The sequence below is a fragment of the Billgrantia zhangzhouensis genome (assembly GCF_021404465.1).
In the GTDB taxonomy this organism is placed as follows: domain Bacteria; phylum Pseudomonadota; class Gammaproteobacteria; order Pseudomonadales; family Halomonadaceae; genus Halomonas; species Halomonas zhangzhouensis.
In genome coordinates this window covers 17,806-39,003 of sequence record NZ_JABFTT010000008.1, presented here as the reverse complement: position 1 = coordinate 39,003, position 21,198 = coordinate 17,806, and the positions used below count along the sequence as shown (strand labels likewise).

Below are 21,198 nucleotides of genomic sequence, written 5' to 3'. Positions count from 1 at the left end.
TTTATTCCTGCTCGTCGAGGCTTTCAACGCGAATACGAGTGACGGGGCCCGCGATGTCGGCCATCGACTCGATCTGGCGGATCGCTTCGTTCATGTGCTTTTCGCGGCAGCTGTGGGTCAGCAGGATGATCGGTACCAATTCGCCCTCGGTGGCCTCTTTCTGCACCAGTGCCTCGATGGAGATGCCCTGCTCGGAGAGAATGGTCGCAACCCGCGCCAGCACACCGGGACGATCCACCGCCAACAGCCTCAGGTAATAAGCGGTGACGATGTCCTCCATGGGCAGAATCGGCAGGCCGCCATCGTCCTCGCCGATGCCACTGAAGGCCAGGTAAGGCACGCGGTAATGGTGGTCGGTGGCGATGTCGCGGGCGACGTCGAGCAGGTCGGCTACCACCGCCGAGGCGGTGGGCTCCGAGCCGGCACCGGCGCCGTAGTAGAGCGTCGGCCCCACGGCGTCGCCCATGATGGCGATGGCGTTCTTGACGCCGTGCACATTGGCCAGCAGTCGCTCCTTGGGGATCAGGGTCGGATGCACGCGCAACTCGAGCCCCGCATCGGTGCGCTTGGAGATGCCCAGGTGCTTGATGGTGTAACCCAAGTTGTCGGCCTGCTCGACGTCCTCGGCGGTGACCCGGGAAATGCCCTCGGTGTAGGCCTTCTCGAACTGCAGCGGCACGCCGTAGGCGATGGAGGCCAGGATGGTCAGCTTGTGGGCGGCATCGATGCCTTCGACATCGAAAGTGGGGTCGGCTTCGGCGTAGCCCAGCGCCTGGGCTTCAGCGAGCACGTCCTCGAAGGCGCGGCCTTCGCTGCGCATGTGGGTAAGGATGTAGTTGCCGGTGCCATTGATGATGCCGGCCACCCACTCGATGCGGTTGGCGCCAAGGCCCTCGCGCAGCGACTTGATCACCGGGATGCCACCGGCAACGGCGGCTTCGAAAGCCACGATCACGCCCTGTTCGTGGGCCGCCTGGAAGATCTCGTTGCCGTGCACGGCAATCAGCGCCTTGTTGGCGGTGACCACGTGCTTGCCGTTGGCGATGGCGGTGAGCACCAGCTCGCGGGCCAGGTCATAGCCACCGACCAGCTCGACCAGAACGTCGACATCAGGGTTGTGGGCCACCTCGAACACGTCGTTGGTGGTCTTGATACCGGTGAGATCGCACTCCGGGTTGGAGCTGCGCAGCGCCACCTGCTCGATCACGATAGGGCGGCCGGCCCGCCGCGCAATTTCGTCGGCATTGCGCGTCAGTACGTTGAAGGTACCGCCGCCGACGGTACCCAGACCACAGATTCCCACTCTCACCGGTTTCAATGTCCTGCTCCCCTGATGATGTCAATGTCCAGCGTTCTGATTGCGTCCGGCAGTGCTTGAGCTGCCGCCGCTTGTGACTCTGCCTGTTGCTCGTCCTGTCGCTTGGCCGGTTACTCTGCCAGGCCGAGCATGTCGACCAGGCGCTCGGCGGGCACGTAGCCCGGCACCAGCCGACCATCGGGCAGTACGATGGCCGGCGTCCCCTGTACGCCGACGGCCATGCCCAGATGATACTGATCCTCGACTGGATTGTCGCAGTCGCTGCTGCCCGACAGCGTCTCCTGCCGCTTGCCTGCGTTCATTGCCTCGCTGCGATTGTCGGCGCACCAGATCTGTTCGAGGATACGCGCCCCCTGGGAGTTCATGCCGGCCCGGGGAAACGCCAGATAGTGTACCTCGATCCCTCTCTCGTTGAGCGCCGACACCTCCTCGTGGAATTGGCGGCAGTAAGGACAGGTGGTATCGGTGAATACGACGATTTCGGCCCGGCTGTCACCGGTGCCACGGAAGACCACGCGCTCACTCTCCGGCACCTGGGCAAGCTGTTCGGTACGCTCGACGTTGCGCGCCTGCTCGGTTAGGTTGGTGAGTCCATCGTTGCCATTCTCGTAGAGATCGCCCACCAGAAAGTATTTACCTTCGGCGTCACTGTAAAAAGCCTCGCCGGTTTCCAGGCGCACCTGGTAGAAGCCAGGCAGCGGTGTCTCGTGAACGCTGGCCACGGGCATCGGCTGGCCGTTCACCTTCAGACGCTCAGCCAGCCGCTCGGCCGCGTCGGCCTGGGCGACATTGGGCAGCAACAGCGCTGTGACAGGCAGGGTCAGCGCAAACAAGGTGCTGGCGATACGATCGGATAACGCAGTCATGTGTCAGCCTCGAGGATGATGTTCGGCATGCAGGGCTTCGAGTCGCGCCTGCGCAACATGGGTATAGATCTGGGTGGTCGACAGGTCGCTGTGACCGAGCAGCAACTGTACGACACGCAGGTTGGCACCATGATTCAAAAGGTGTGTGGCGAAAGCATGCCGCAACGTATGCGGTGACAATGGTCGGGTGATACCGGCCGTACGTGCGTGCGCCTTGATTCGGTGCCAAAAAGTCTGACGGGTCATGGCATTGTCGCCGCGCCCGGGAAACAGGGCCGGCCGTGTCGCGTCGCTCATCAACGCGCCACGGGCGCTGCGCATGTAGCGTGTCAGCCAGTGTACGGCCTCTTCCCCCAGCGGGACCAGTCGATCCTTCTCGCCCTTGCCCCTGACTCGCACCACGCCCTGGCGCAAGTTGACAGCATCGACGCTAAGCCCGACCAGCTCCGAGACTCGCAGGCCGCAGCCGTAGAGTACCTCGAGCATGGCACGATCGCGCAGGCCGAGGTCGGTGCTGAGGTCCGGCGCGGCCAGCAGACGCGCCACCTCGTCCTCTTCCAGGGTATCCGGCAGGTTGGGGCGCACCCGCGGCAGGCGCACTTCGGCCAGCGGGTCGCGCCCAATACGCCCCTCGGCCAGCGCCCAGCGGTAGAAGCCACGCAGACTGGAGAGCAGTCGGGCGTTGCTGCGCAGTTGGTAGCCGGCGCAGCGCCGCTCATCGAGCCAGGCCGGCAGCAGCGTCTCATCCGGCGTGAGCAGGTCGCCACCTGCCTCCACCAGCCGGGCCGCCCAGGCTTCAAGGTCGCGTCGATAGGCCACAAGGGTGTGCTCGCTCGCCCCACGCTCGAGCCATAGGGCGTCGAGAAAGGTCTCGATCAGGACAAGGGACCGGTTGTCGTGTGTCATGTCATGCCCGAATACGACGAAGCCCCGCCCCGCGTGAGCGGTGGCAGGGCTTTAGCCTTAACAACGAAACTACGAGCGGGATGAAGCGCAAGGCGCACGGAGCACAGCAACCGGAGCGTATGACAATACGTGAGGATTGCGAGCATCCGGGCAACACAGCGATTCGCCCGCGCAGTATTTCGTTATGACAGCTTTTCCTTGATACGCGCCGACTTGCCACTGCGCTCGCGCAGGTAGTACAGCTTGGCCTGGCGTACGTCGCCGCGACGCTTGACCTCGATGGAGTCGACCAGTGGGCTGTAGGTCTGGAAGGTACGCTCGACGCCGACGCCGTGGGAAATCTTGCGCACGGTGAAAGCGGAGTTCAGGCCGCGGTTACGCTTGCCAATCACCACGCCTTCGAAAGCCTGGAGACGCTCACGGTTGCCTTCCTTGACCTTGACCTGCACGACGACGGTGTCGCCCGGAGCGAATTCCGGCACCTGCTTGCTCATCTGCTCGGCTTCGAGCGCCTGGATCACCTTGTTCTTGCTGCTCATGACAATGACTCCTCGTATTCGGCGCCGCCGCTCCTTACAAGGTCAACGGCGGCACGTGATCCCGGCGCCCGAGCCTGGCTCGAGAGCGCGGGAAATGATGGGTGACGCAGGTCCGCAGCGCGGGGAGCCCCCAGGGGCATGGCCTCAGCGCCTCGCGTCCTGCACCTCCGTCCTGTCACCTGACAGGGCGTATTCTTCGATGAACTCCTCGAGCAGCTTCTGCTGCTCGGCGCTCAACGACCTGCCTTCCAGCAAATCGGGGCGCCTCAGCCAGGTCCGCCCCAGCGACTGCTTGAGCCGCCAGCGTCGAATCTCGCCGTGATGTCCGCTGAGCAGGACATCCGGCACCCGCCGCCCGTCGATCTCCTCGGGGCGCGTATAGTGCGGGCAGTCCAGCAGCCCCTCGTTGAAGGAGTCCTCGACCGCGGAATCTTGATGTCCCAGCACGCCGGGAACCAATCTTGCCGCGGCGTCGATCAACACCATGGCCGGCAGCTCACCGCCGCTGAGCACATAGTCGCCGATCGACCACTCTTCATCGATGTCGCTCTCCACGATACGCTCATCGATGCCTTCGTAGCGCCCGGCCACCACCACTAGCGGGGGACCGGAAGCCAGTTCGCTCACGCCCTGCTGGTCGAGCCGCCGCCCTTGGGGCGAAAGGTAGACCACTCGCGGGCTCCGCCCGGTGGCCTCGCTCGCTCGCTCACGGGCAGCGTGGATGGCAGCGCGCAGTGTGTCGACCTTCATCAACATTCCCGGGCCGCCGCCATAAGGTCGGTCGTCCACGGTGCGATGGCGGTCGCTGGCGTAATCGCGCGGGTTCCAGAACTCCAGCGCAATCCGCCCCTGGCTGACCGCCCGCCCGGTGACGCCGTGCCGGGTAATGGCATCGAACATCTCGGGAAACAGCGACACGACGCCGACCCACATGTCGGGCGTTGCGTTTGTTTCGGCCCCAGCCTCGAGGCTCAAAAGTCCGGATCCCAGTCGACGGTCATGGTGCCGCCCGCCAGATCCACCTCGACGATCACCTCGTCGGGCAGGAAAGGCAGCAGACGCTCACGATCGTCGATTGCCGACGGCTCCCCTTGCGGGTCGCCCTTAACCACAAGCACGTCGTTGGCGCCGGTTTCGAATAGATAAGCGACACACCCCAGCACCGTGCCCTCGCGAGTCACGACCGTGAGCCCTTCGAGCTGGTGCCAGTAATATTCGTCGCCTTCGAGCTGGGGCAGATCCGTCTTGGGCAGTAGGATCTCGGCACCGGCCATGCGCTCGGCGGCCTCACGCGAATCGACACCTTCCAGCAGGGCCACCAGGCCCTTGCCGTGACGCCGCCCCTGTAGCAGACGATGGCGACTCAGGGTATCACCTTGGCGCAGCACCCATTCGGAATACTCGAGGATGCCGTCCATCGGGCCGGTATGAGAGTAAACCTTGAGCCAGCCCTTGACACCGTAGGGGCTGGTCAATTTGCCCAGCACCACATGGTCGTCGCGTTCGCTGCGTGCGGCCTGCTCGCTCATGACGTCACCGAACTGCACAGACTCAGGCCTGCTTGCGGGCTTCCTTGACCAGCTCGGCCACGCGGTCGGACATTTGTGCACCCTGGTCCTGCCAGTGAGCAACGCGGTCCAGATCGACGCGCAGACGCTCTTCCTGACCGCGAGCGATCGGGTTGAAGAAGCCCAGACGCTCGATGAAACGACCGTCGCGGGAGTTGCGTGAATCGGTCACGGTCAGGTGGTAGAAGGGACGCTTCTTGGCGCCACCACGTGCCAGACGAATGGTAACCATGGCGTTGACTATCCTTCGGTTGAGGTTACGTTTAAATACCGATGCGCCGGCCCCGGCGAGCGGCCAGGGTGCTCGGCTTCTGCCAGGAAAGCGGGTCCGTGGACCCGCTTTCGCGTCATTCGGTCACTGTCTTTGCAAGTGCTTTTTACAAGCGTGCAGCCGGGCATTGCCACGGTCCTGCCATGAAGACGCAGCATTCTACGGAAATCAGCCCCGCTTTGAAACCCTTTTTCGAGTCTCGCGGACGCAGCCCATAGCATCGGCCCTCTGCACGGCCAGCCTGCGACTCAGCGCCACGGGAAGCCGCCAGGACCGCCCATGCCGCCCATCCCACCAGGGCCTCCCGGGCCTCCGCCGCCCATCATGCCGGACATGCCGCGCATCATCTTCTGCATGCCGCCCTTCTTGCCCGCCTTCTTCATCATCTTCTGCATCTGCTTGTGCTGCTTGAGCAGACGGTTGAGATCGGGCACCTGGAGGCCGGCGCCGGCGGCGATACGACGCTTGCGCGAGCCATTGATGATCTCTGGCTTGCGCCGTTCCTGAGGAGTCATCGAGTTGATCAGCGCCTCGAGCTTGCCCAGTTCCTTCTCGGGGCCGGGGCCTTGAGCCAGCTCGGCCATCTGCCCCATGCCCGGCAGCTTGCCGAGCAGGCCGCCCATGCCGCCCATCTTCTTGAGCTGCTGAAGCTGGTCGCGGAAATCCTCGAGGTCGAAGCCCTCGCCCTTCTTGACCTTCTTGGCCAGTTGCTCGGCCTTCTTCTTGTCGACGGTGCGTTCGGCCTCCTCGATCAGCGACAGCACGTCGCCCATGCCGAGAATGCGCGAGGCCACCCGGTCCGGGTGGAAGGGTTCCAGGGCGTCGACCTTTTCGCCTACCCCCATGAACTTGATCGGCTTGCCGGTGATGTGACGTACCGACAGCGCGGCACCGCCGCGGGCGTCGCCGTCGGCCTTGGTCAGAATCACGCCGGTCAGCGGCAGCGCCTCGTGGAACGCCTTGGCCGTGTTGGCGGCATCCTGGCCGGTCATGGCATCGACCACGAACAGGGTTTCCTGCGGCTGGCAGGCGCGGTGCAGCTCGGCGATCTCGGCCATCATGGCCTCATCGATGGCCAGGCGACCGGCGGTATCGACGAGGACCACGTCGTGGAACTGGATCTTGGCGTGCCTGATCGCCGCCTCGGCGATGGCCACCGGCTTCTGGTCGCTTTGCGAAGGGAAGAAGTCGACACCCACCTCACCGGCCAACGTCTCGAGCTGGTCGATGGCCGCCGGGCGATAGACGTCGGCGGAAACCACCAGCACTTTCTTCTTCTCACGCTCTTTCAGGTAACGCGCCAACTTGGCCACGGAGGTGGTCTTGCCCGCGCCCTGCAGGCCGGCCATCAGCACTACTGCGGGCGAGCCCTTGAGCGAGAGGCCCTCGTTGGCCTCGCCCATGGTCGCCTCGAGTTCCTGCTGGACGATCTTGACGAACTGCTGGCCGGGCGAGAGGCTCTTCGATACCTCCTGCCCCACGGCGCGCTCGCGCACCCGCTCGATGAAGTCCTTGACCACCGGTAGGGCGACGTCGGCCTCGAGCAGCGCGCGGCGCACTTCGCGCAGCGTGTCCTTGATGTTGTCCTCGGTCAGGCGCGCCTGGCCCTTGATGGACTTGAGCGTCTGGGAGAGCCGCTCACTGAGGTTCTGGAACATAAGCCACTCCGGCTGACAGGCTTTCGGGTTACCGCATCGAGCAAGGCCGCGACGAAGCGCCACACTCATCGCGAGGCGAGGAACAGCCTGGATAAAGCGGTTGAAGAATCTGAGCGCCATTATACGCCCTGTGGCGAGCAGTCTCCATGTATGCGACGGCTGTGCGGCGCAGCGAGGATTGGGTATAGTGGCCTCGGCAGACTCTATCCACCCGAGATGCACTAGCGCCGGCCACGGCGCAGGACGGACGACAACAGATGCAGGCGCTTCCTCTGGCCATCATGGCCTTTCTCCTCTATCTGGGCGCTGCCTCATGGCAGGGGCTCACGCTGCTTCGTCGCGTACCGCAGCGTCCCGCCCTGGTTCGCGCATTGGGCCTGGTGGGGTTGCTGTTCCATCTTCCCGTCGCCATCAAGCTGATCGACCAGAGCCCTGGCCTGATGCCCGGCCTCTCGACCAGTGCCGTGGTACTGACCGCCGTCATGGTGATCCTGCTGCTCGTCGTCAGCCTGGCCAAGCCGGTACTGAGCGTGGCCGTGGCGCTTTTTCCCGTATCGGGCCTCGCTCTGCTGCTGGCGGTGGGCCTGCCGAGCCCCGAGCGCACCGGCGGCATGACGCCGGGCATCGCCCTGCACGCCATGAGCTCGGCGCTGGCCTTCGGCATCTTGTTCATCGCCGCCTGCCAAGCGGTGCTGCTCGGCCTGCAGAATCAGGCCCTGCGCCATCATCATACCCGCGGCATGGTACAGGTGCTGCCGCCACTGACCACCATGGAGCGGGTACTGTTCGAGCTGATCTGGGCAGGTATGGCGCTACTTACTCTGTCGATCGTCAGCGGCTTCATCTTCGTCGAGAGCATGTTTGCCCAGCATTTGGCCCATAAGACCATTCTGTCACTGGCCGCCTGGGTGATCTTCGCCATCCTGCTGATTAGCCATCACAGGCTGGGCTGGCGCGGCATGCGCGCCGTGCGCTGGACGCTAGGCGGCTGCGCCGTGCTGCTACTGGCCTATTTCGGCAGCAAATTCGTGCTTGAGATCATTCTTAACCGCACCTGAACCGGAAGTCGCCTTGACACTGCCGAGCCGAATACCTACAAACGGGGCTGACATGCCAGCGAGGATCCAACGACCTTGAGCGACGACTTCCCATTGGGATTGCTGTTCGGCCTGCTTTTTCTGCTCATCTGCCTTTCTGCATTCTTCTCGAGCTCCGAGACCGGCATGATGTCGATCAACCGCTACCGGCTGAACCACGAGGCCGGCAGCGGCGACAGCCGGGCTCGTCGGGTTCTGCGGCTGCTGGCACGTCCGGACCGCCTGATCGGCGTGATCCTGATCGGCAACAACCTGGTCAACAACCTGGCGGCCGCCATCGCCACCGTGCTCGCGATTCATTTCTTCGGTGAGGTCACCGGTCCTGCGGTCGCCCCGCTGTTCCTGACCATCGTGATTCTCATCTTCGCCGAGGTCAGCCCCAAGACCTACGCGGCGATCAAGCCCGAGCGCATCGCCTATCCCTCCTCGCTGGTGCTGGAGCCGCTGCTCAAGGTGCTCTACCCGTTGGTGTGGCTGGTCAATGCACTCTCCAACGGCCTGCTCCGGTTAATCGGAATCAAGAGCATAGAAGGGGGAGGCAACAGCCTGACCAGGGACGAACTGCGCACCGTGGTGCATGAGGCGGGCACACTGATCCCCCATCGTCACCAGGCCATGCTACTGTCGATCCTCGATCTGGAGAACGTCACGGTCAACGACATCATGGTGCCGCGCCACGAGGTGGTAGGAATCGACCTCGACGACGAGCTGGATGCCATCCTGACCCAGATCCGCACCAGCCAGCACACCCGCCTGCCAGTCTTCAAGGGCGACATCAACAACATCATCGGCATGCTGCATCTACGCAACGCGGCACGCTTCCTGGCGCGCGACGAAGTCACCAAGGCTTCCATCGTGCAGGAAGCGCGCGAGCCTTACTTCATCCCCGAATCGACACCGCTGCACACCCAACTGCTCAATTTCCAGAAGCAGAAGCGGCGCATCGGCATCGTGGTGGACGAGTATGGCGACGTGGAGGGGCTGGTCACGCTGGAGGACATCCTTGAGGAGATCGTCGGCGAGTTCACCACCGACGTGGCGGACCAGGACCAGGAGATCCATCGCCAGGATGACGGCAGCCACGTGATCGACGGCACCGCCAACATCCGCGACATCAATCGGGCCCTGGGCTGGAAACTGCCCACCGACGGTCCCAAGACCCTCAACGGCTTGATCCTGGAGCATCTGGAAGCCTTTCCCGATGGTCCCGCATGCCTGCAGATCGGCAGCGTTCGTATGGAAGTCCTCGAAGTCCGTGACAACCTGATCACCTCGGCCCGCTGCTGGCAGGCCGGTCGGGCCGGGCGCCAGCGTCAAACGTGATCAGCGGGGCGCCGCGATATCGTGCGGACAGGCCCAGCCGTCGGCCTCGGCCTTGAGTGCCCTCACCCGTGTCTCGAGGCGATCGCGCCGCGCCAGCCTTGGAGGAATCGGCTCGCCGAAGTAGAGTGCAACCCGGGCGCGGAAACGGCGTGGCCGCTTGGTCAGGGCTTGCCCTCCTCGGTGCGAGGTCCACGACCCCCACAGCCCGGCCAAGCCGGCAGGGATCACCGGTACTGGATCCCGTGCCAGGATCGTCTCGAGCCCACGGCGAAAGGTATGCACCTCGCCATCCGGAGTCAGTCTTCCTTCGGGAAAAAGCATCACCACCTCACCGCTGCGCAGTGCCCGGCTGACCTCCTCCAGGGCACGCCGTACGCTGCCCGGATCGCGCCGATCGGACTCCACGGGAATCGCACCCACCAGGCGAAACAGCCAATTGAGCCAAGGCGACTCGTAGATTGGCCGATCCATCAGAAAGCGCAACGGGCGTGGACTGGCGCCGCCCATGACCAAGGCATCCATGAAGCTGACGTGATTGCACACCACCACTGCAGGCCCCTTGGCCGGAATATGGTGACGACCGCGCAACCGCAGCCGGTAACAGCAGTGCACTAGCAGAAAGATGAAAAAACGAATCAACGGGCGCGGCTTGCGAGCCACGCGCCAACTCCCCGCCAGGAAAAGGGAGCCGAGCAATCCGTAGAGAACGAACGTCACGCGATATCGGGCCTGTGCCTGAGGCCGGCAAGAATGGTGGAAAGCAGTTGGTCGAGCAGCTCGGGCACTTCGAGCTGCTGACCCTGCCAATAGCCTAGACGCTCGTTGAGCCCCAGTTGCACCAGACCATGCACGCTGCCCCACAAGGTGCGGCCAAGACGTCTGGCCTCGAGGTCGCCAAGCGCCGGCTGGTACTCCTTGAGGCTCGTCTCGACGCGCAGGAACAGTGCCTCGATCATGTCCGACTGGCGCTGATCGAGCTCACCCTCCTGGGCCAATGGATAGTCGAACAGCAGCTGCCAGCGGAACGGCTCGCGCTGAGCAAACTGCCAGTAGGCCAGCGCCAGGGCGCGCAGCTGACGCTCGGGCAAGGTGCCTTCGGTCAACGGCTCGATGACCATGCGCAAGCGTGCCAAGGTCTCGATATTCACATGCTGGAGCAGATTGCCGAAACTGCCATAGAGCTTGAGCAGAGTGCTCGGCGCACAGCCTACCTCGCGCGCCAATGAACGCAGCGAAAGCGCATGGACGGGGTTGCCCTGAAGCCAGTCATCGCATGCGGCCATGACTTGGGCATGGAGCGCTTCGGGCGCATGCTGTCGGGGACGAGCCATCGGGATCCTCGCAGGAGGTTGCACATCTCGGGGCGGCGATGCTTCGCCCGGTAGCTTAGAATAGCGCACATCGAACACTGTTTTCGACCACTGTGCGTCAACCCTTTTCAGTTTTCTTCGACTTGGCTACCCTGACGCCACCTCGCCACCCGGAGACTTCATGGCCGGCCGCCTGTACATCCCGCCACTCGACATGGCTCGACTGTTGCCCGAATTACGCCATGAGGCCCCTCCGCTGACCGCGGCCAACCTTGCCCCCAGGCACCCGGTTTCGCATGTCAGGCTGGAGGCGGGCGTGGCCTGCCTGACCCGGGTGTTCTGGGGATTGACGCCTTCCTGGCTGAAGGTGCTCGACCATGCGCCTCACTGCGCCCGGGCCGAATCCCTCGATGCTCGCCCGATGTTTCGTGATGCCTTCAGCTCTCGCCGCAGCCTGGTGCCGGTTGGAGGCGTCTATGTGTGGAAATCGCAACCACGCTTCAAGCAGCCATTTCTGGTGACTCGCGTCGATCGCGGCCCCATGCTGCTGGCGGGGATCTGGTGTCGCTACCACACCGACCTGACAGAGTATGCCGACTCGATGGCGCTGGTCACGGTGCCAACCAACGATTTCCTGGCCCCGCTCAGCGACAGGCTGCCGGCGCTGATCGACGCCGGCGATGCCATGCGCTGGCTCGATCCGGAAACTCCCCATGAGACCGCCCAGGCACTGTTGCATCCCGCCCCACGGGAACTGTTGGGCGCCTTTCCGGTATCAAGAAGGGTGAACGACCCCGCCAATCAGGATCCCGCCTGCGCCCACCCTACGGGCCCCATGTTGCGCTGGAACGAACAGGAGAAATGATGTCCAAGCCCCGCCTTCCCTTGCACTGTCTGCCCGGTCGGCACCCATTGCCCTTGCTGGCGAGCCTGCTGCTCGGCTTCCTGTTGCCGGCTCTCGCCCTGGCACAGTCGCCGAATGACCCCGACAGCTCCACCGAAGAGGCGGTCGAGGAAGTCGTGCACCCGCGCGTCAGCCCACACGACAGCCGCGATTATCGTGTGCTGCGGCTCGACAATGGCCTCACTGCACTGCTGGTCAGCGACCCCGCGGCCGACCAGGCAGCGGCCTCGATGAACGTCGGCGTGGGCAGCGCCCAGGACCCCGAGGATCTGGCCGGGCTGGCACATTTCCTCGAGCACATGCTGTTCCTCGGTACCGAGCCGTTCCCCGAGGCTGACGCCTACCAAGGCTATCTGCGCCGCCACGGCGGCAACCACAACGCCTTCACTGCGCCTCAGGACACCAACTATTTCTTCGATGTCGAGCCCGAGGCACTGCCGGGCGCCCTGGATCGCTTCAGCCAGTTCTTCCTCTCCCCGCTGTTCAACCCCGATCAGTTGGAAAGCGAGCGCAACATCGTGCACTCGGAATACATGGCACGGATACGCGACGACGGCCGGCGCGAGAACGACGTGCTCAATCAGGTGCTCAATTTCGACAATCCCACCACCGGTTTCTCGGTGGGCAGTCGCGAGACGCTGGCAGACCGCCCTGAGGACGAGCCCTCGCTGCGCGAGCGCGTGATCGAGTTCTACCAACGCTACTACGACGCCAACGTGATGCACCTGGCCCTGGTGGCACCGCAGCCGTTGGACGAGTTGGAAGAGATGGTGGCCGAACGCTTCGCCGATATCGCCGACCGCGGCCTGGAACGCCCCGTCATCGAGCAACCGCTGGTGATGGAGGGCAGCCTGCCGCGCTATGTGGAACTGCAATCGATGCGCGACAGCCGCCAGGTAAGATTCATGTTCCCGGTGCCAGATCCCATCCAGCACTATCGACACAAGCCCGCCGACCTGCTTGCTCATCTGTTGGGACACGAGGGCGAAGGCAGCCTGTTCGCGGTACTGCGCGAGGCCGGGCTTGCCGACGGACTCGCCGCCGGCGTGGGACGCGGCGATGAGCGACACGCACTGTTCACGGTCAGCGTCAGCCTGACGCCGGCCGGCGCCGAGCGTATCGACGAGATAGAGGCCACGCTGTTCGCCGCCATCGAGCAGATCCGCGAGCAGGGCCTGGAGGCGTGGCGCTACGAGGAGCAGGCTCGGCTTGCCGAACAGGAATTCCGCTTCCAGCAGCACGGCTCGACGCTGCAGAGTGCCATGCGCCTGGCCATGAACCTGGCCCGCTTCCCGATGGAGGACGTGCAATACGCCCCCTATCGCATGGATGGCTTCGAACCCGAGCTGACCGAAACCTATCTCGATGCGCTACGCCCCGAGAGGCTGCTGCGCGTCTACAGCGGCCCTGAAGTGGAAGGCGAACGCACCTCGCCCTGGTTCGACACTCCCTGGCGCGAGACCACGCCTCCGGCTAGCGATACCCAGCCCCTGGCGGGGCTTGCCCTGCCGGCTCCCAACCCCTTCATCGCCGAGGACGTAGCCCTGCTCGAGGAGCAGCACGAGCGCCCATCGCAGTTGCTGGAAGCGCCCGGCTTCGAGCTGTGGCACATGGCGGATGCCAGCTTCAACACGCCCAAGGTGGAGTGGCGCTTCAGCCTTCAGAACCCCGACGCCAGCAGCGATCCGCGCCATGCCGTACTGGCCAACCTGTTGGCCGGATGGCTCGAAGACAGCCTCAACGAGGAATTCTATGCGGCCCGCCTGGCCGGGCACGATGCCGAGGCCTATGCCCATGCCCGCGGCATCACGCTGGCCTTCTCGGGCTGGCGAGACCGCCAGGACCGGGTCATGCGGCGTACTCTCGAGCAGCTTCTCGAGGGCGACATCAATGAAGCGAGCTTCGAGCGCGTGCGCTATCGGCTGCAGCGCGAATGGCGCAACGCCCCTCAGGCAGCGCTGTTCCGCCAGGGGCACCGCACCCTGGCCGAAGCCCTGATGCGCCCTCATTGGTCGACTCAGAGCCTGCTGGACACCAGTCGCGAGCTGACGGTGGACGACCTGCGTGACTTTCGTGAGCGCTTTCTCGGCGAACTCCGCCTGCAGGCACTGGCCGTCGGCAACCTCAATGCCGAGCTGGCCCGGCACGAAGGCAGGCTCGTAGCCGAGATGCTCGCTCCCACGCTGTCGCGTGAGGCCATTCCCGACCTGACCCCACTGCGCGCCGACGACGAGCTGCCTACCCTGCATCCCCTGACTACCCGTGAGGAATCGCTGGTGCTGCGCTACCTGCAGGGCAACGACCGGTCACTCGAGACCCAGGCACGCCTCGCGGTGCTGGGACAGGTGATCGACACGCCTTTCTATCAGCGCCTGCGCACCGAGGAGCAGCTGGGCTACGTTGTCAGCGCCGGCTATTCCCCCCTTCTCGACGCGCCGGGCCTGAGCCTGCTGGTGCAGTCGCCCGATGCCACCAGCGGCGAGATCCAGGCGCACATCGACGCCTTCCTGGCTGACTTCGGCCAGCGCCTGGCAGCGATGGACGATGCCGACCTGGCCCCCTACCGTCAGGCCGTGCACGACGGTCTGCTACAGCGGGACACCAGTCTCTCGGGACTCACCAACCGGCTGTGGCGTGCGCTGTCATTCGGCGATACCGGGTTCGACCGCCGCGAGCGCCTGGCCCAGCGCGTGCTGGCGGTAACCGCCGACAACCTGCGCCAGACTTGGCCGGGGCTGCTCGAGACAGCCATCGCCACGGTAGCCTACGATCCTGGCGACGAGCCCAGCGACGTCACCGCCCTGGCCCGATATCTGGAGCCGTTGCCCGAAGCCGACGACTAGGCTGCGGCGAGCCACTCAAGCACAGCGCCCGACCAATGGCCGGGCGCTGTCACGTCAGCCCGGAAGCGGAAGCGCTGCAGGAGTAACCGGGCGATGCCTTCCTCAGCCGAAGGCCTGGGCTGGCATCATCGCTTCCACATGCATGACGAGCTCCTCGAGGATCAGCCTGTCGCGGTCGTTCAGGGCGACCTGATTGAGCCGCTCGATCTCGCGGGCAAAATCCTTCAACGTGAAACCGGCCACGGCCGCATCGTTCATGCGCTCCCAGCGGTAAGCTTCCCAGCGCGCCTGCTCCTCGCTGCTCAGCGTGTCGGGGTAGCTGCGTGCCCGATAGCGAAACAACATCTCCTCCAGGCGAGGATCTTGGAAAGCAAACCTGGCATCCACCAGGTCCCACGGTGCCGCCTCGCGCACTCGCAGCATCTGCTGACGGTCGGCTGGCGAGAAGAAGCCGCCGCTGTAGAGCATCAGGTCAGGATCGTGCGGACCGCCGGGCGGCGCCTGGGCGAACACCTCGCTCACCTTGCGCGCCACCTCGGGGTCCGTCGCGAGACGCTTCCAATTGGCACGACACGCCGCCAGGTCGAGCCCCAGGCGTTCGACAATCTCACCATATTCGCCCTTGCGCGGCCCTTCCACGTCCTTGAGCGCAGCGGCCGGTAGCACCACAGGGCTGCGATTGACGTGGATGACCTTGAGCGGGATGCGCGTCTCGCCTTCGGCCAGGTCGTCGCTGCTGACGAAGACACGCTGGCGAATCTGCTCGGCGTCCAGCTCGAGCAGGGCGCCAGGGTCCACGGAAAGATCGTAGACGATCACCCCGTTGGAATTGGTAGGATGCTCGGCCAGCGGCATCACCAGTGCGCTACATGCCCGGCTGGCCGGGTATCGGCGCGACACGTGGAGCACCGGCTTGCGCCCCGGAACATCGAGGTACTTGGCCACTTCGCGCTTGTTGCGCAGCTGCAGCAGATGGTCGAAGAGACGCGCATTGCGCTGCCTGAGCAGCCGCGCCAGCGCAATGGTGGCGCGCACGTCGGCCACCGCGTCGTGGGCGCCTTCATGGGCGATGCCATTAGCGGCAGTCAGGTCCTCGAGGCGAAAGCTGGGCGAGCCGTCCTCGCGCTTCGGCCATTCGATGCCGGCGGGACGCAGAGCGTGAAAGGCGCGCACCGCATCGATCAGGTCCCAGCGCGAATTGCCGTTCTGCCACTCCCGCGAATAGGGATCGAGAAGGTTGCGGTAGAACAGGCAGCGGCTCACTTCATCGTCGAAGCGCAGCGAGTTGTAGCCCAGCGCGCAGGTGCCGGGCTCGCTCATGAGAGCGTGGATGCGCCCAGCGAACTCGGCTTCTGGCAGCCCTCGGCGGCGCGCCTGCTGCGGCGTGATGCCGGTAATCAGGCACGCCTGGGGATGCGGCAGATAATCGTCAGCCGGCTTGCAGAAGAGTTCGATCGGCTCGCCGATCTCGTTGAAGCCGCTATCGGTGCGTATCGCAGCGAACTGCGCCGGCCGATCACGACGGGGATCGGCACCGAAGGTTTCATAGTCGTGCCACAGGAAAGTCATCGGGGCGGCATCTGGCTTCGCCATGGGCACGGGATCTCCTGGCTGCGTCGCGAAAAGGCACAGACTAACACAGCCTCGCGGATGGCTCAGCCGAGGAAGCACCGCAAGCGACCGTGCCTATTTCTAGGTGCGCGGCAAGGTCACGTTTAGCTCCAGCACCGAGCAGTTGTCCTCGCTGTCCAGGCTGATGTTGATGGCATCGTCATCCACCTGGACGTAGCGCCTAATCACCTCCAGCAGCTCCTTCTCCAGCATCGGCATGTAGTCGGGCTGGCCACGCTGGCTTCGCTGGTGCGCCACGATGATCTGCAGCCGCTCCTTGGCCACCGAGGCGGACTTCTTGCGTTCACGCTTCAGGAATTCCAGCAACTTCACCGGCGACCTCCTCCGAACATACGGCTCAACAGGCTCTTTTTCTGGAGTTCGTGGAAGCGCAGCGGCACTTCCTCTCCGAGCAGACGCGAAACGGTATCCATGTAGGCCTGCCCCGCATCGCTGTCGTCGTCATGGGTCACGGGCACGCCCTGGTTGGAGGCACGTAGCACCGCTTCGGATTCGGGGATGAGACCGATCAGATCAATGGCCAGTATCTCGCGAATATCCTCAAGGTTGAGCATATCGCCGTGATCGACACGCGACGCATTGTAGCGGGTGATCAGCAGATGCTCCTTGACCGGATCCTCGCCACGCTCGGCACGTCGCGTCTTCGAGGCAAGCAGCCCCAGGATGCGATCAGAGTCGCGAACGGAGGAGACCTCGGGATTGGTCACCACGATCGCCTCGTCGGCGTAGTACATGGCCAACTGCGCGCCACGCTCGATACCGGCGGGCGAGTCGCAGAGGATGTAATCGAAATCCTTGCCTAGTGTATCGAGGATCTTCTCGACGCCCTCGGACGTGAGGGCATCCTTGTCACGGGTCTGCGAGGCCGGCAGGATGTGCAGATTGTCGACCCGCTTGTCGCGAATCAATGCCTGGTTGAGACCGGCCTCGCCCTGGATCACATTGACCAGGTCGTACACCACGCGACGCTCGCAGCCCATGATCAGATCCAGGTTGCGCAGCCCCACGTCAAAGTCGATGACTACGGTCTTGTTGCCTCGCAGCGCCAGCCCGGTGGCGATGGCCGCTGCACTGGTCGTCTTGCCGACTCCCCCCTTGCCTGAGGTCACTACGATGATTTTGGCCAAGTTGCACGTTCCTTTGGATAGACGAAAAAAGACGAAGTAGAGTGTATACGGTTGTCTAGTCCAGGGTGGTAATCCCCAGTTGGGCATCGCGCAGGGCGACCTGGACCGAAGAGCCCAGCAGGTGCGGATCGATGTCCTCGAGACGCTTGTAATTGCCCGCTACCGAGAGCAGTTCGGCCCGTAGTTCGCGGCAGAAGATGCCGGCGTCGGTATCGCCATGGATCCCGGCCAGAGCACGCCCGCGCAGCGCGCCATATACGTGGATGCTCCCCGCCGCCAGTACCTCCGCCCCGGCATTGACCGCCCCGATGACCACCAAGTCTCCGTCGGGAGCACTCACCTGCTGCCCCGAGCGTACCGTGCCCCGATAGATGCGTCCGCCACTCGCCACCGAGGCTGCCGCCTCGGGCGCGCTGGTCGCTGGGACTTCAACGGGGGGAACCTCCTCGAGCGAGCGGGTACGTGCCCCGTCGGAGGGCGGAAACCAGCCCAGGCCCAGCGCCCAGGCCGACTGTTTCACGGGATCAGCGCCACCGCGCACCGCCACCGGCAACAGCTTATGGGTGCGACACACGGCACAGATCCGCTCCAGGGCCAGATGAGGCTCATCGAGCTTTTCGACGCTGAGAACCACGGGAGTATGCTGAAAGAAGGCAGGAGATTGGCTAAGCTTGCCCGAGAGCTGCTCACGGATCTGCTCCGGATCAGCGCTCGCCAACTCCATGACCGTCATGGGCAGCATGCCCCCCTTGAAGGTGAATGCCATGCCTGCCCTGTCTACTTTGAGGCTCATTGCCGGACTCCACTCGGGTGTTGTCGGGTCGTGGGACTAAAGCTAAGCGACTCCCATCCCCCCTGCAACTGATGATACGGCCAGCCAAGCCTCGGCTGCCATTGTCGCCACTCGCCTACACGCTCCTGTTCCGACAGGCTTTTCCACAATCGCAGCGCGTGCTTAGATAACATACCTTAGACGAAAGACGCCGACTCGACACAACAATGCGACTTGCGCAGCAACGCTGATTTGCGCCTCTTACTTCAGGATGTCTCATGCTCGGATTCCTCCGCCGCTTTCTTGCCCCGCGCTGGCAGCACCCGGATGCCCAGGTTCGACGCCTGGCCGCCAGCCGGCTTGATCCCGCGCACCCCGAACAGCACCAAGCCCTGGAAGCACTGTGCCTCGATGCGAATGCTGGCGTTCGCCAGGTAGCCCTGGAGAGAATCGATGCAATCGAGATATTGCTCACGTTGCACGGCCGTCACCCCGAGCAGGCCGAGATTCTCCAGCGCCTGGTCATCCTGCTCTCTGGCCAGAGTGGTGGCCTCGACCTGGCTCAGCGCCTGCGCATCGTCGAGGGTCTCGACGATAGAGAATTGTTGGCCCGCGTGGCACTAGAGGGCGACAACCAGCAACTGCGCCTGGCAGCCGTAGCGCGCCTGAAAGAGGAAGAAGACCTCATCGCGCAAGCCTGCGACAACGGCATCGCCGCCGTGCGACATGCTGCAGCGGTTCGGGTGACCAGCGAAGCCGGCCTGCAGCGCCTGGTCCAGCAGGCGCGCCGCGACCGCCAAGTCATGCGCCAGGCACGCGAGCGTCTGAGCCGCCTGCGCAACGACGCTGCCTCCCTGGCCGCGGCACGGGCACAGCGCGAAGAGCTGTTGGTAAAGTTGGAAACCCATGCCAGGGCCCCCTGGGAGCCGCTCTATGCCGGCCGATTCCGCCATTTAGTACGTGAGTGGGACACGCTTGCGGATCTGCCCGAGGAGGATCAGGAGCGCCGCTATCAGGATGCCTGCCTGCACTGCCGCAAGGCCATTTCCGATCATGAGGCTCGGGAGCATGCCATTGCCGAGACGGACCGACGCCGCGAACAGGCAGCCGAAGCCCGTGAGGCGCTGCTCGTGGCATTGGAAGAGAGCCTCGCCAGCCTGCCTCGCGGCGACCGGCTGACCGGGCAGGACATTGCCAGTCTACGCTCGCAGAAAGTGCTGTTGGCCAACCGCTGGCAGGCGCTCTCCGATCTCCATGTGACCGACCAGGCGCTGCGCGAACGCTACGATGCCGTGCTGGCGGATTATGATCGTGTACTGGACGCCTGGGAGCGCCTCGAGACGCATACTGACGAAATCAAGCAGGCACTTAAGGAAAAGGATCTTGAGCGGTTGCAAGCCGCTGTCGCGGCCTGTCGCTGGCCTGACACACTGCCACCGACGCCGCTCCTCGCCCGCGCATGGCAAATTCAGGTAGGGCGAGGTCAGGCGCGGGAAGAAGACATTGAGGTCCGTCTCGAGCGTTTCGCCGAGGATCTCGCCCAACTGGAGACGTTGCTCGATCGAGGCGCCTTCAAGGGCGCCAGCCGACTCCACCAGAGTCTCAAGCACCGGTCCGACTCACTGCCGACGGCCAGCCTGCGCCGCCATCAGGCCACACTCAAGCGTCTTGGCGCCCGGCTGGCGGAGCTGCGCGACTGGCGAGGTTTCGTCGCCGGCCCCAAGCGCGAGCAGTTGTGTCGGGCCATTGAGGAACTCGCCAGCGATACGGACATTACCGATGCCGAGCTCGATCGGCGCCATCGTCAGTTGGTGCGCGACTGGAAGGGGCTCGGCGATGCCGCCGCCAGTCGTGAACTCTCCGAGCAGTTTCGCAGTGCCTCTGACCGCATACATGAACGACTAGCCTCTTGGCGCGAACGTCAAGCCAGCGAGCGCACCCGCAACCTCGAGGCACGCACCGTCCTTTGCGACCAGCTCGATGCGCTGCTCGAAGCGCCTTCCAGCGAGGCCGATCCGGATGCGCTTCGACGGATCCGTGATCAGGCACGCGAAGAGTGGCGTCACCACTCTCCGGTGCCACGCGACCAAGCCCAGGCCATAGGGCGGCGCTTCGGGCGCATTCTCTCCGCCCTACAGAGCCTCATCGACCAACGTGCCCAGGAAGTCGCCGACGCCAAGCGCCAGCTCATCGACGAGGCCCAGGCCCTGCTCGAAAAATCGCTGCCCCCCGATGCACGGGCGGAACACGCCAAGACCCTGCAACAGCGCTGGCGCGAACTGGGGCGCGCCCCGCGTGGAGAAGAGCAGACCCTGTGGCGCGAGTTCCGTGCTGTCTGCGACCAGATCTTCGCCATGCGCGAGGCTCAGCGCGACGACCGTGCCCAACGGGCACGCCAGCGCCTCGAGGAGATGCAGGCTCTGATCGATCGACTGGACGCCTGGCAACCGGCTCACCACACCGACGCCCAGATGCTGGAACAAGCCATCGACCAGGCGGCAGCCCTCGAGCCGCTGCCCTCGGGGCGGCGCACGGAAGGCATGCGTCGTCGCTGGAGCGGCATCGTGCGTACCCGTCGCGAACGTCTGGCACGCTTGGCAGTAGTAGAGGAGGTGCAACGCTGGCAGGCTTGTCGTCTGCTGCTCGACTCTCACCTGGCTGCGGATGCCAGATGCCTTGAGGAGAACGTTTGCGAGGAAGTTACCCTCGACCGCGAACTCGACCTGCCCGAGGACATGCGCAGTGCCCATGAACAGCGTAACGCCGCACGACAGAACCCGCCCACGCAAGAGGAAGTCGGGGAGCGATTGGCCCGCCTGCGCGTGCACCTGTCGCTGCTCGCCATGGGCCGAGTCAGCCAGCACGATGAGCCCCTGCGGCTTGCCATCCAGGTCGAGCGGCTCAATGAGGGCCTTGGCCGCGAGCTAAGCCGTGCCGAAGAGGTTCGCATCGTACTGCGCAACCTGCTGGCCACGGGACCGGTTTCACCCGGTCAGTGGCAACGGGAAGTCGGCGAATTCGATGCGCTTCTCACCCGCCTGACCCGCCTGCCACCGCCTTGATG

At 64.4% G+C, this 21,198-nt stretch carries 19 protein-coding genes; 5 read left to right on the top strand and 14 right to left on the bottom strand.

The annotated features are described in order from the left end of the window. Position 1: 1 nt before the first annotated feature. The 8 genes from HOP51_RS11480 to ffh form a co-directional block, all read right to left on the bottom strand. The gene (locus HOP51_RS11480) at positions 2 to 1,318 is read right to left on the bottom strand and encodes a homoserine dehydrogenase (RefSeq protein WP_234274044.1); all 1,317 of its coding nucleotides are present in this window, start codon (positions 1,316 to 1,318) and stop codon (positions 2 to 4) included. Positions 1,319 to 1,428: 110 nt separating this feature from the next. Then, a complete protein-coding gene (locus HOP51_RS11475; protein ID WP_234274043.1) occupies positions 1,429 to 2,184 on the bottom strand; it encodes a DsbC family protein in 756 nt (251 codons plus the stop codon). Between the two features lie 3 nt (positions 2,185 to 2,187). Then, a complete protein-coding gene (gene xerD / locus HOP51_RS11470; protein ID WP_234274042.1) occupies positions 2,188 to 3,090 on the bottom strand; it encodes a site-specific tyrosine recombinase XerD in 903 nt (300 codons plus the stop codon). 182 nt (positions 3,091 to 3,272) lie between these two features. Continuing rightward, positions 3,273 to 3,629 carry a 50S ribosomal protein L19 gene (gene rplS, locus HOP51_RS11465; protein WP_111412830.1) on the bottom strand — a complete coding sequence of 119 codons (357 nt, stop codon included), beginning with the start codon at positions 3,627 to 3,629 and terminating at the stop codon, positions 3,273 to 3,275. 144 nt (positions 3,630 to 3,773) lie between these two features. Further along, positions 3,774 to 4,562 carry a tRNA (guanosine(37)-N1)-methyltransferase TrmD gene (trmD, locus tag HOP51_RS11460; protein WP_234274041.1) on the bottom strand — a complete coding sequence of 263 codons (789 nt, stop codon included), beginning with the start codon at positions 4,560 to 4,562 and terminating at the stop codon, positions 3,774 to 3,776. 38 nt (positions 4,563 to 4,600) lie between these two features. Next, entirely contained in the window at positions 4,601 to 5,158 is a 558-nt protein-coding gene (gene rimM / locus HOP51_RS11455; RefSeq protein ID WP_234274040.1) for a ribosome maturation factor RimM, read from the bottom strand. Between the two features lie 22 nt (positions 5,159 to 5,180). Beyond that, positions 5,181 to 5,429: a 30S ribosomal protein S16 gene (gene rpsP, locus HOP51_RS11450; RefSeq protein ID WP_010630215.1), complete on the bottom strand. Its 249-nt coding sequence runs from the start codon at positions 5,427 to 5,429 to the stop codon at positions 5,181 to 5,183. Positions 5,430 to 5,716: 287 nt separating this feature from the next. Then, positions 5,717 to 7,126 carry a signal recognition particle protein gene (gene ffh / locus HOP51_RS11445; RefSeq protein WP_234274039.1) on the bottom strand — a complete coding sequence of 470 codons (1,410 nt, stop codon included), beginning with the start codon at positions 7,124 to 7,126 and terminating at the stop codon, positions 5,717 to 5,719. A 257-nt stretch (positions 7,127 to 7,383) separates the two neighbouring features. On the opposite strand from ffh, the gene HOP51_RS11440 reads away from it, so the two are divergent. Both HOP51_RS11440 and HOP51_RS11435 read left to right on the top strand, forming a co-directional pair. Beyond that, complete coding sequence (locus HOP51_RS11440) at positions 7,384 to 8,184, top strand: cytochrome C assembly family protein (RefSeq protein ID WP_234274038.1); 801 nt, start codon at positions 7,384 to 7,386, stop codon at positions 8,182 to 8,184. Positions 8,185 to 8,259: 75 nt separating this feature from the next. Continuing rightward, positions 8,260 to 9,546, top strand: coding sequence for an HlyC/CorC family transporter (locus tag HOP51_RS11435; protein ID WP_234274037.1), 1,287 nt, complete (start codon positions 8,260 to 8,262; stop codon positions 9,544 to 9,546). On the opposite strand, the gene HOP51_RS11430 is transcribed toward HOP51_RS11435, so the two are convergent. Both HOP51_RS11430 and HOP51_RS11425 read right to left on the bottom strand, forming a co-directional pair. Further along, on the bottom strand, positions 9,547 to 10,206 hold the full coding sequence (locus tag HOP51_RS11430) for a 1-acyl-sn-glycerol-3-phosphate acyltransferase (RefSeq protein WP_234274036.1): 660 nt from the start codon (positions 10,204 to 10,206) through the stop codon (positions 9,547 to 9,549). It lies immediately after the preceding gene. A 53-nt stretch (positions 10,207 to 10,259) separates the two neighbouring features. Continuing rightward, complete coding sequence (locus HOP51_RS11425; RefSeq protein ID WP_234274035.1) at positions 10,260 to 10,877, bottom strand: TetR/AcrR family transcriptional regulator; 618 nt, start codon at positions 10,875 to 10,877, stop codon at positions 10,260 to 10,262. A 160-nt stretch (positions 10,878 to 11,037) separates the two neighbouring features. On the opposite strand from HOP51_RS11425, the gene HOP51_RS11420 reads away from it, so the two are divergent. Continuing rightward, positions 11,038 to 11,721, top strand: coding sequence for an SOS response-associated peptidase (locus HOP51_RS11420; RefSeq protein ID WP_234274034.1), 684 nt, complete (start codon positions 11,038 to 11,040; stop codon positions 11,719 to 11,721). Beyond that, positions 11,721 to 14,603: an insulinase family protein gene (locus HOP51_RS11415; RefSeq protein ID WP_234274033.1), complete on the top strand. Its 2,883-nt coding sequence runs from the start codon at positions 11,721 to 11,723 to the stop codon at positions 14,601 to 14,603. The genes HOP51_RS11420 and HOP51_RS11415 overlap by 1 nt, the downstream gene beginning before the upstream one ends. A gap of 102 nt (positions 14,604 to 14,705) precedes the next feature. Here the strand turns inward: HOP51_RS11415 and sbcB are convergent, their stop codons facing one another. From sbcB to minC, 4 genes are all read right to left on the bottom strand, one after another. Continuing rightward, entirely contained in the window at positions 14,706 to 16,196 is a 1,491-nt protein-coding gene (gene sbcB, locus HOP51_RS11410; RefSeq protein WP_234274032.1) for an exodeoxyribonuclease I, read from the bottom strand. Between the two features lie 99 nt (positions 16,197 to 16,295). Further along, a complete protein-coding gene (minE, locus tag HOP51_RS11405) occupies positions 16,296 to 16,547 on the bottom strand; it encodes a cell division topological specificity factor MinE (RefSeq protein WP_159548771.1) in 252 nt (83 codons plus the stop codon). Then, a complete protein-coding gene (minD, locus tag HOP51_RS11400; protein WP_159548768.1) occupies positions 16,544 to 17,362 on the bottom strand; it encodes a septum site-determining protein MinD in 819 nt (272 codons plus the stop codon). The genes minE and minD overlap by 4 nt, the downstream gene beginning before the upstream one ends. Before the next feature lie 55 nt (positions 17,363 to 17,417). Beyond that, the gene (minC, locus tag HOP51_RS11395; RefSeq protein WP_234274031.1) at positions 17,418 to 18,155 is read right to left on the bottom strand and encodes a septum site-determining protein MinC; all 738 of its coding nucleotides are present in this window, start codon (positions 18,153 to 18,155) and stop codon (positions 17,418 to 17,420) included. 257 nt (positions 18,156 to 18,412) lie between these two features. Between minC and HOP51_RS11390 the strand changes: the two genes are divergently transcribed. After that, entirely contained in the window at positions 18,413 to 21,196 is a 2,784-nt protein-coding gene (locus tag HOP51_RS11390) for a DUF349 domain-containing protein (protein ID WP_234274030.1), read from the top strand. The last annotated feature ends 2 nt before the right edge of the window (positions 21,197 to 21,198 follow it).

What these genes read in the sequence shown, in the direction of transcription:
- HOP51_RS11475 (WP_234274043.1), bottom strand. Translation starts at nt 2,184, where the DNA reads ATGACTGCGTTATCCGATCGTATCGCCAGCACCTTGTTTGCGCTGACC.
- xerD (WP_234274042.1), bottom strand. Translation starts at nt 3,090, where the DNA reads ATGACACACGACAACCGGTCCCTTGTCCTGATCGAGACCTTTCTCGAC.
- rplS (WP_111412830.1), bottom strand. Translation starts at nt 3,629, where the DNA reads ATGAGCAGCAAGAACAAGGTGATCCAGGCGCTCGAAGCCGAGCAGATG.
- trmD (WP_234274041.1), bottom strand. Translation starts at nt 4,562, where the DNA reads ATGTGGGTCGGCGTCGTGTCGCTGTTTCCCGAGATGTTCGATGCCATT.
- rimM (WP_234274040.1), bottom strand. Translation starts at nt 5,158, where the DNA reads ATGAGCGAGCAGGCCGCACGCAGCGAACGCGACGACCATGTGGTGCTG.
- rpsP (WP_010630215.1), bottom strand. Translation starts at nt 5,429, where the DNA reads ATGGTTACCATTCGTCTGGCACGTGGTGGCGCCAAGAAGCGTCCCTTC.
- ffh (WP_234274039.1), bottom strand. Translation starts at nt 7,126, where the DNA reads ATGTTCCAGAACCTCAGTGAGCGGCTCTCCCAGACGCTCAAGTCCATC.
- HOP51_RS11440 (WP_234274038.1), top strand. Translation starts at nt 7,384, where the DNA reads ATGCAGGCGCTTCCTCTGGCCATCATGGCCTTTCTCCTCTATCTGGGC.
- HOP51_RS11425 (WP_234274035.1), bottom strand. Translation starts at nt 10,877, where the DNA reads ATGGCTCGTCCCCGACAGCATGCGCCCGAAGCGCTCCATGCCCAAGTC.
- HOP51_RS11420 (WP_234274034.1), top strand. Translation starts at nt 11,038, where the DNA reads ATGGCCGGCCGCCTGTACATCCCGCCACTCGACATGGCTCGACTGTTG.
- HOP51_RS11415 (WP_234274033.1), top strand. Translation starts at nt 11,721, where the DNA reads ATGTCCAAGCCCCGCCTTCCCTTGCACTGTCTGCCCGGTCGGCACCCA.
- sbcB (WP_234274032.1), bottom strand. Translation starts at nt 16,196, where the DNA reads ATGGCGAAGCCAGATGCCGCCCCGATGACTTTCCTGTGGCACGACTAT.
- minC (WP_234274031.1), bottom strand. Translation starts at nt 18,155, where the DNA reads ATGAGCCTCAAAGTAGACAGGGCAGGCATGGCATTCACCTTCAAGGGG.
- HOP51_RS11390 (WP_234274030.1), top strand. Translation starts at nt 18,413, where the DNA reads ATGCTCGGATTCCTCCGCCGCTTTCTTGCCCCGCGCTGGCAGCACCCG.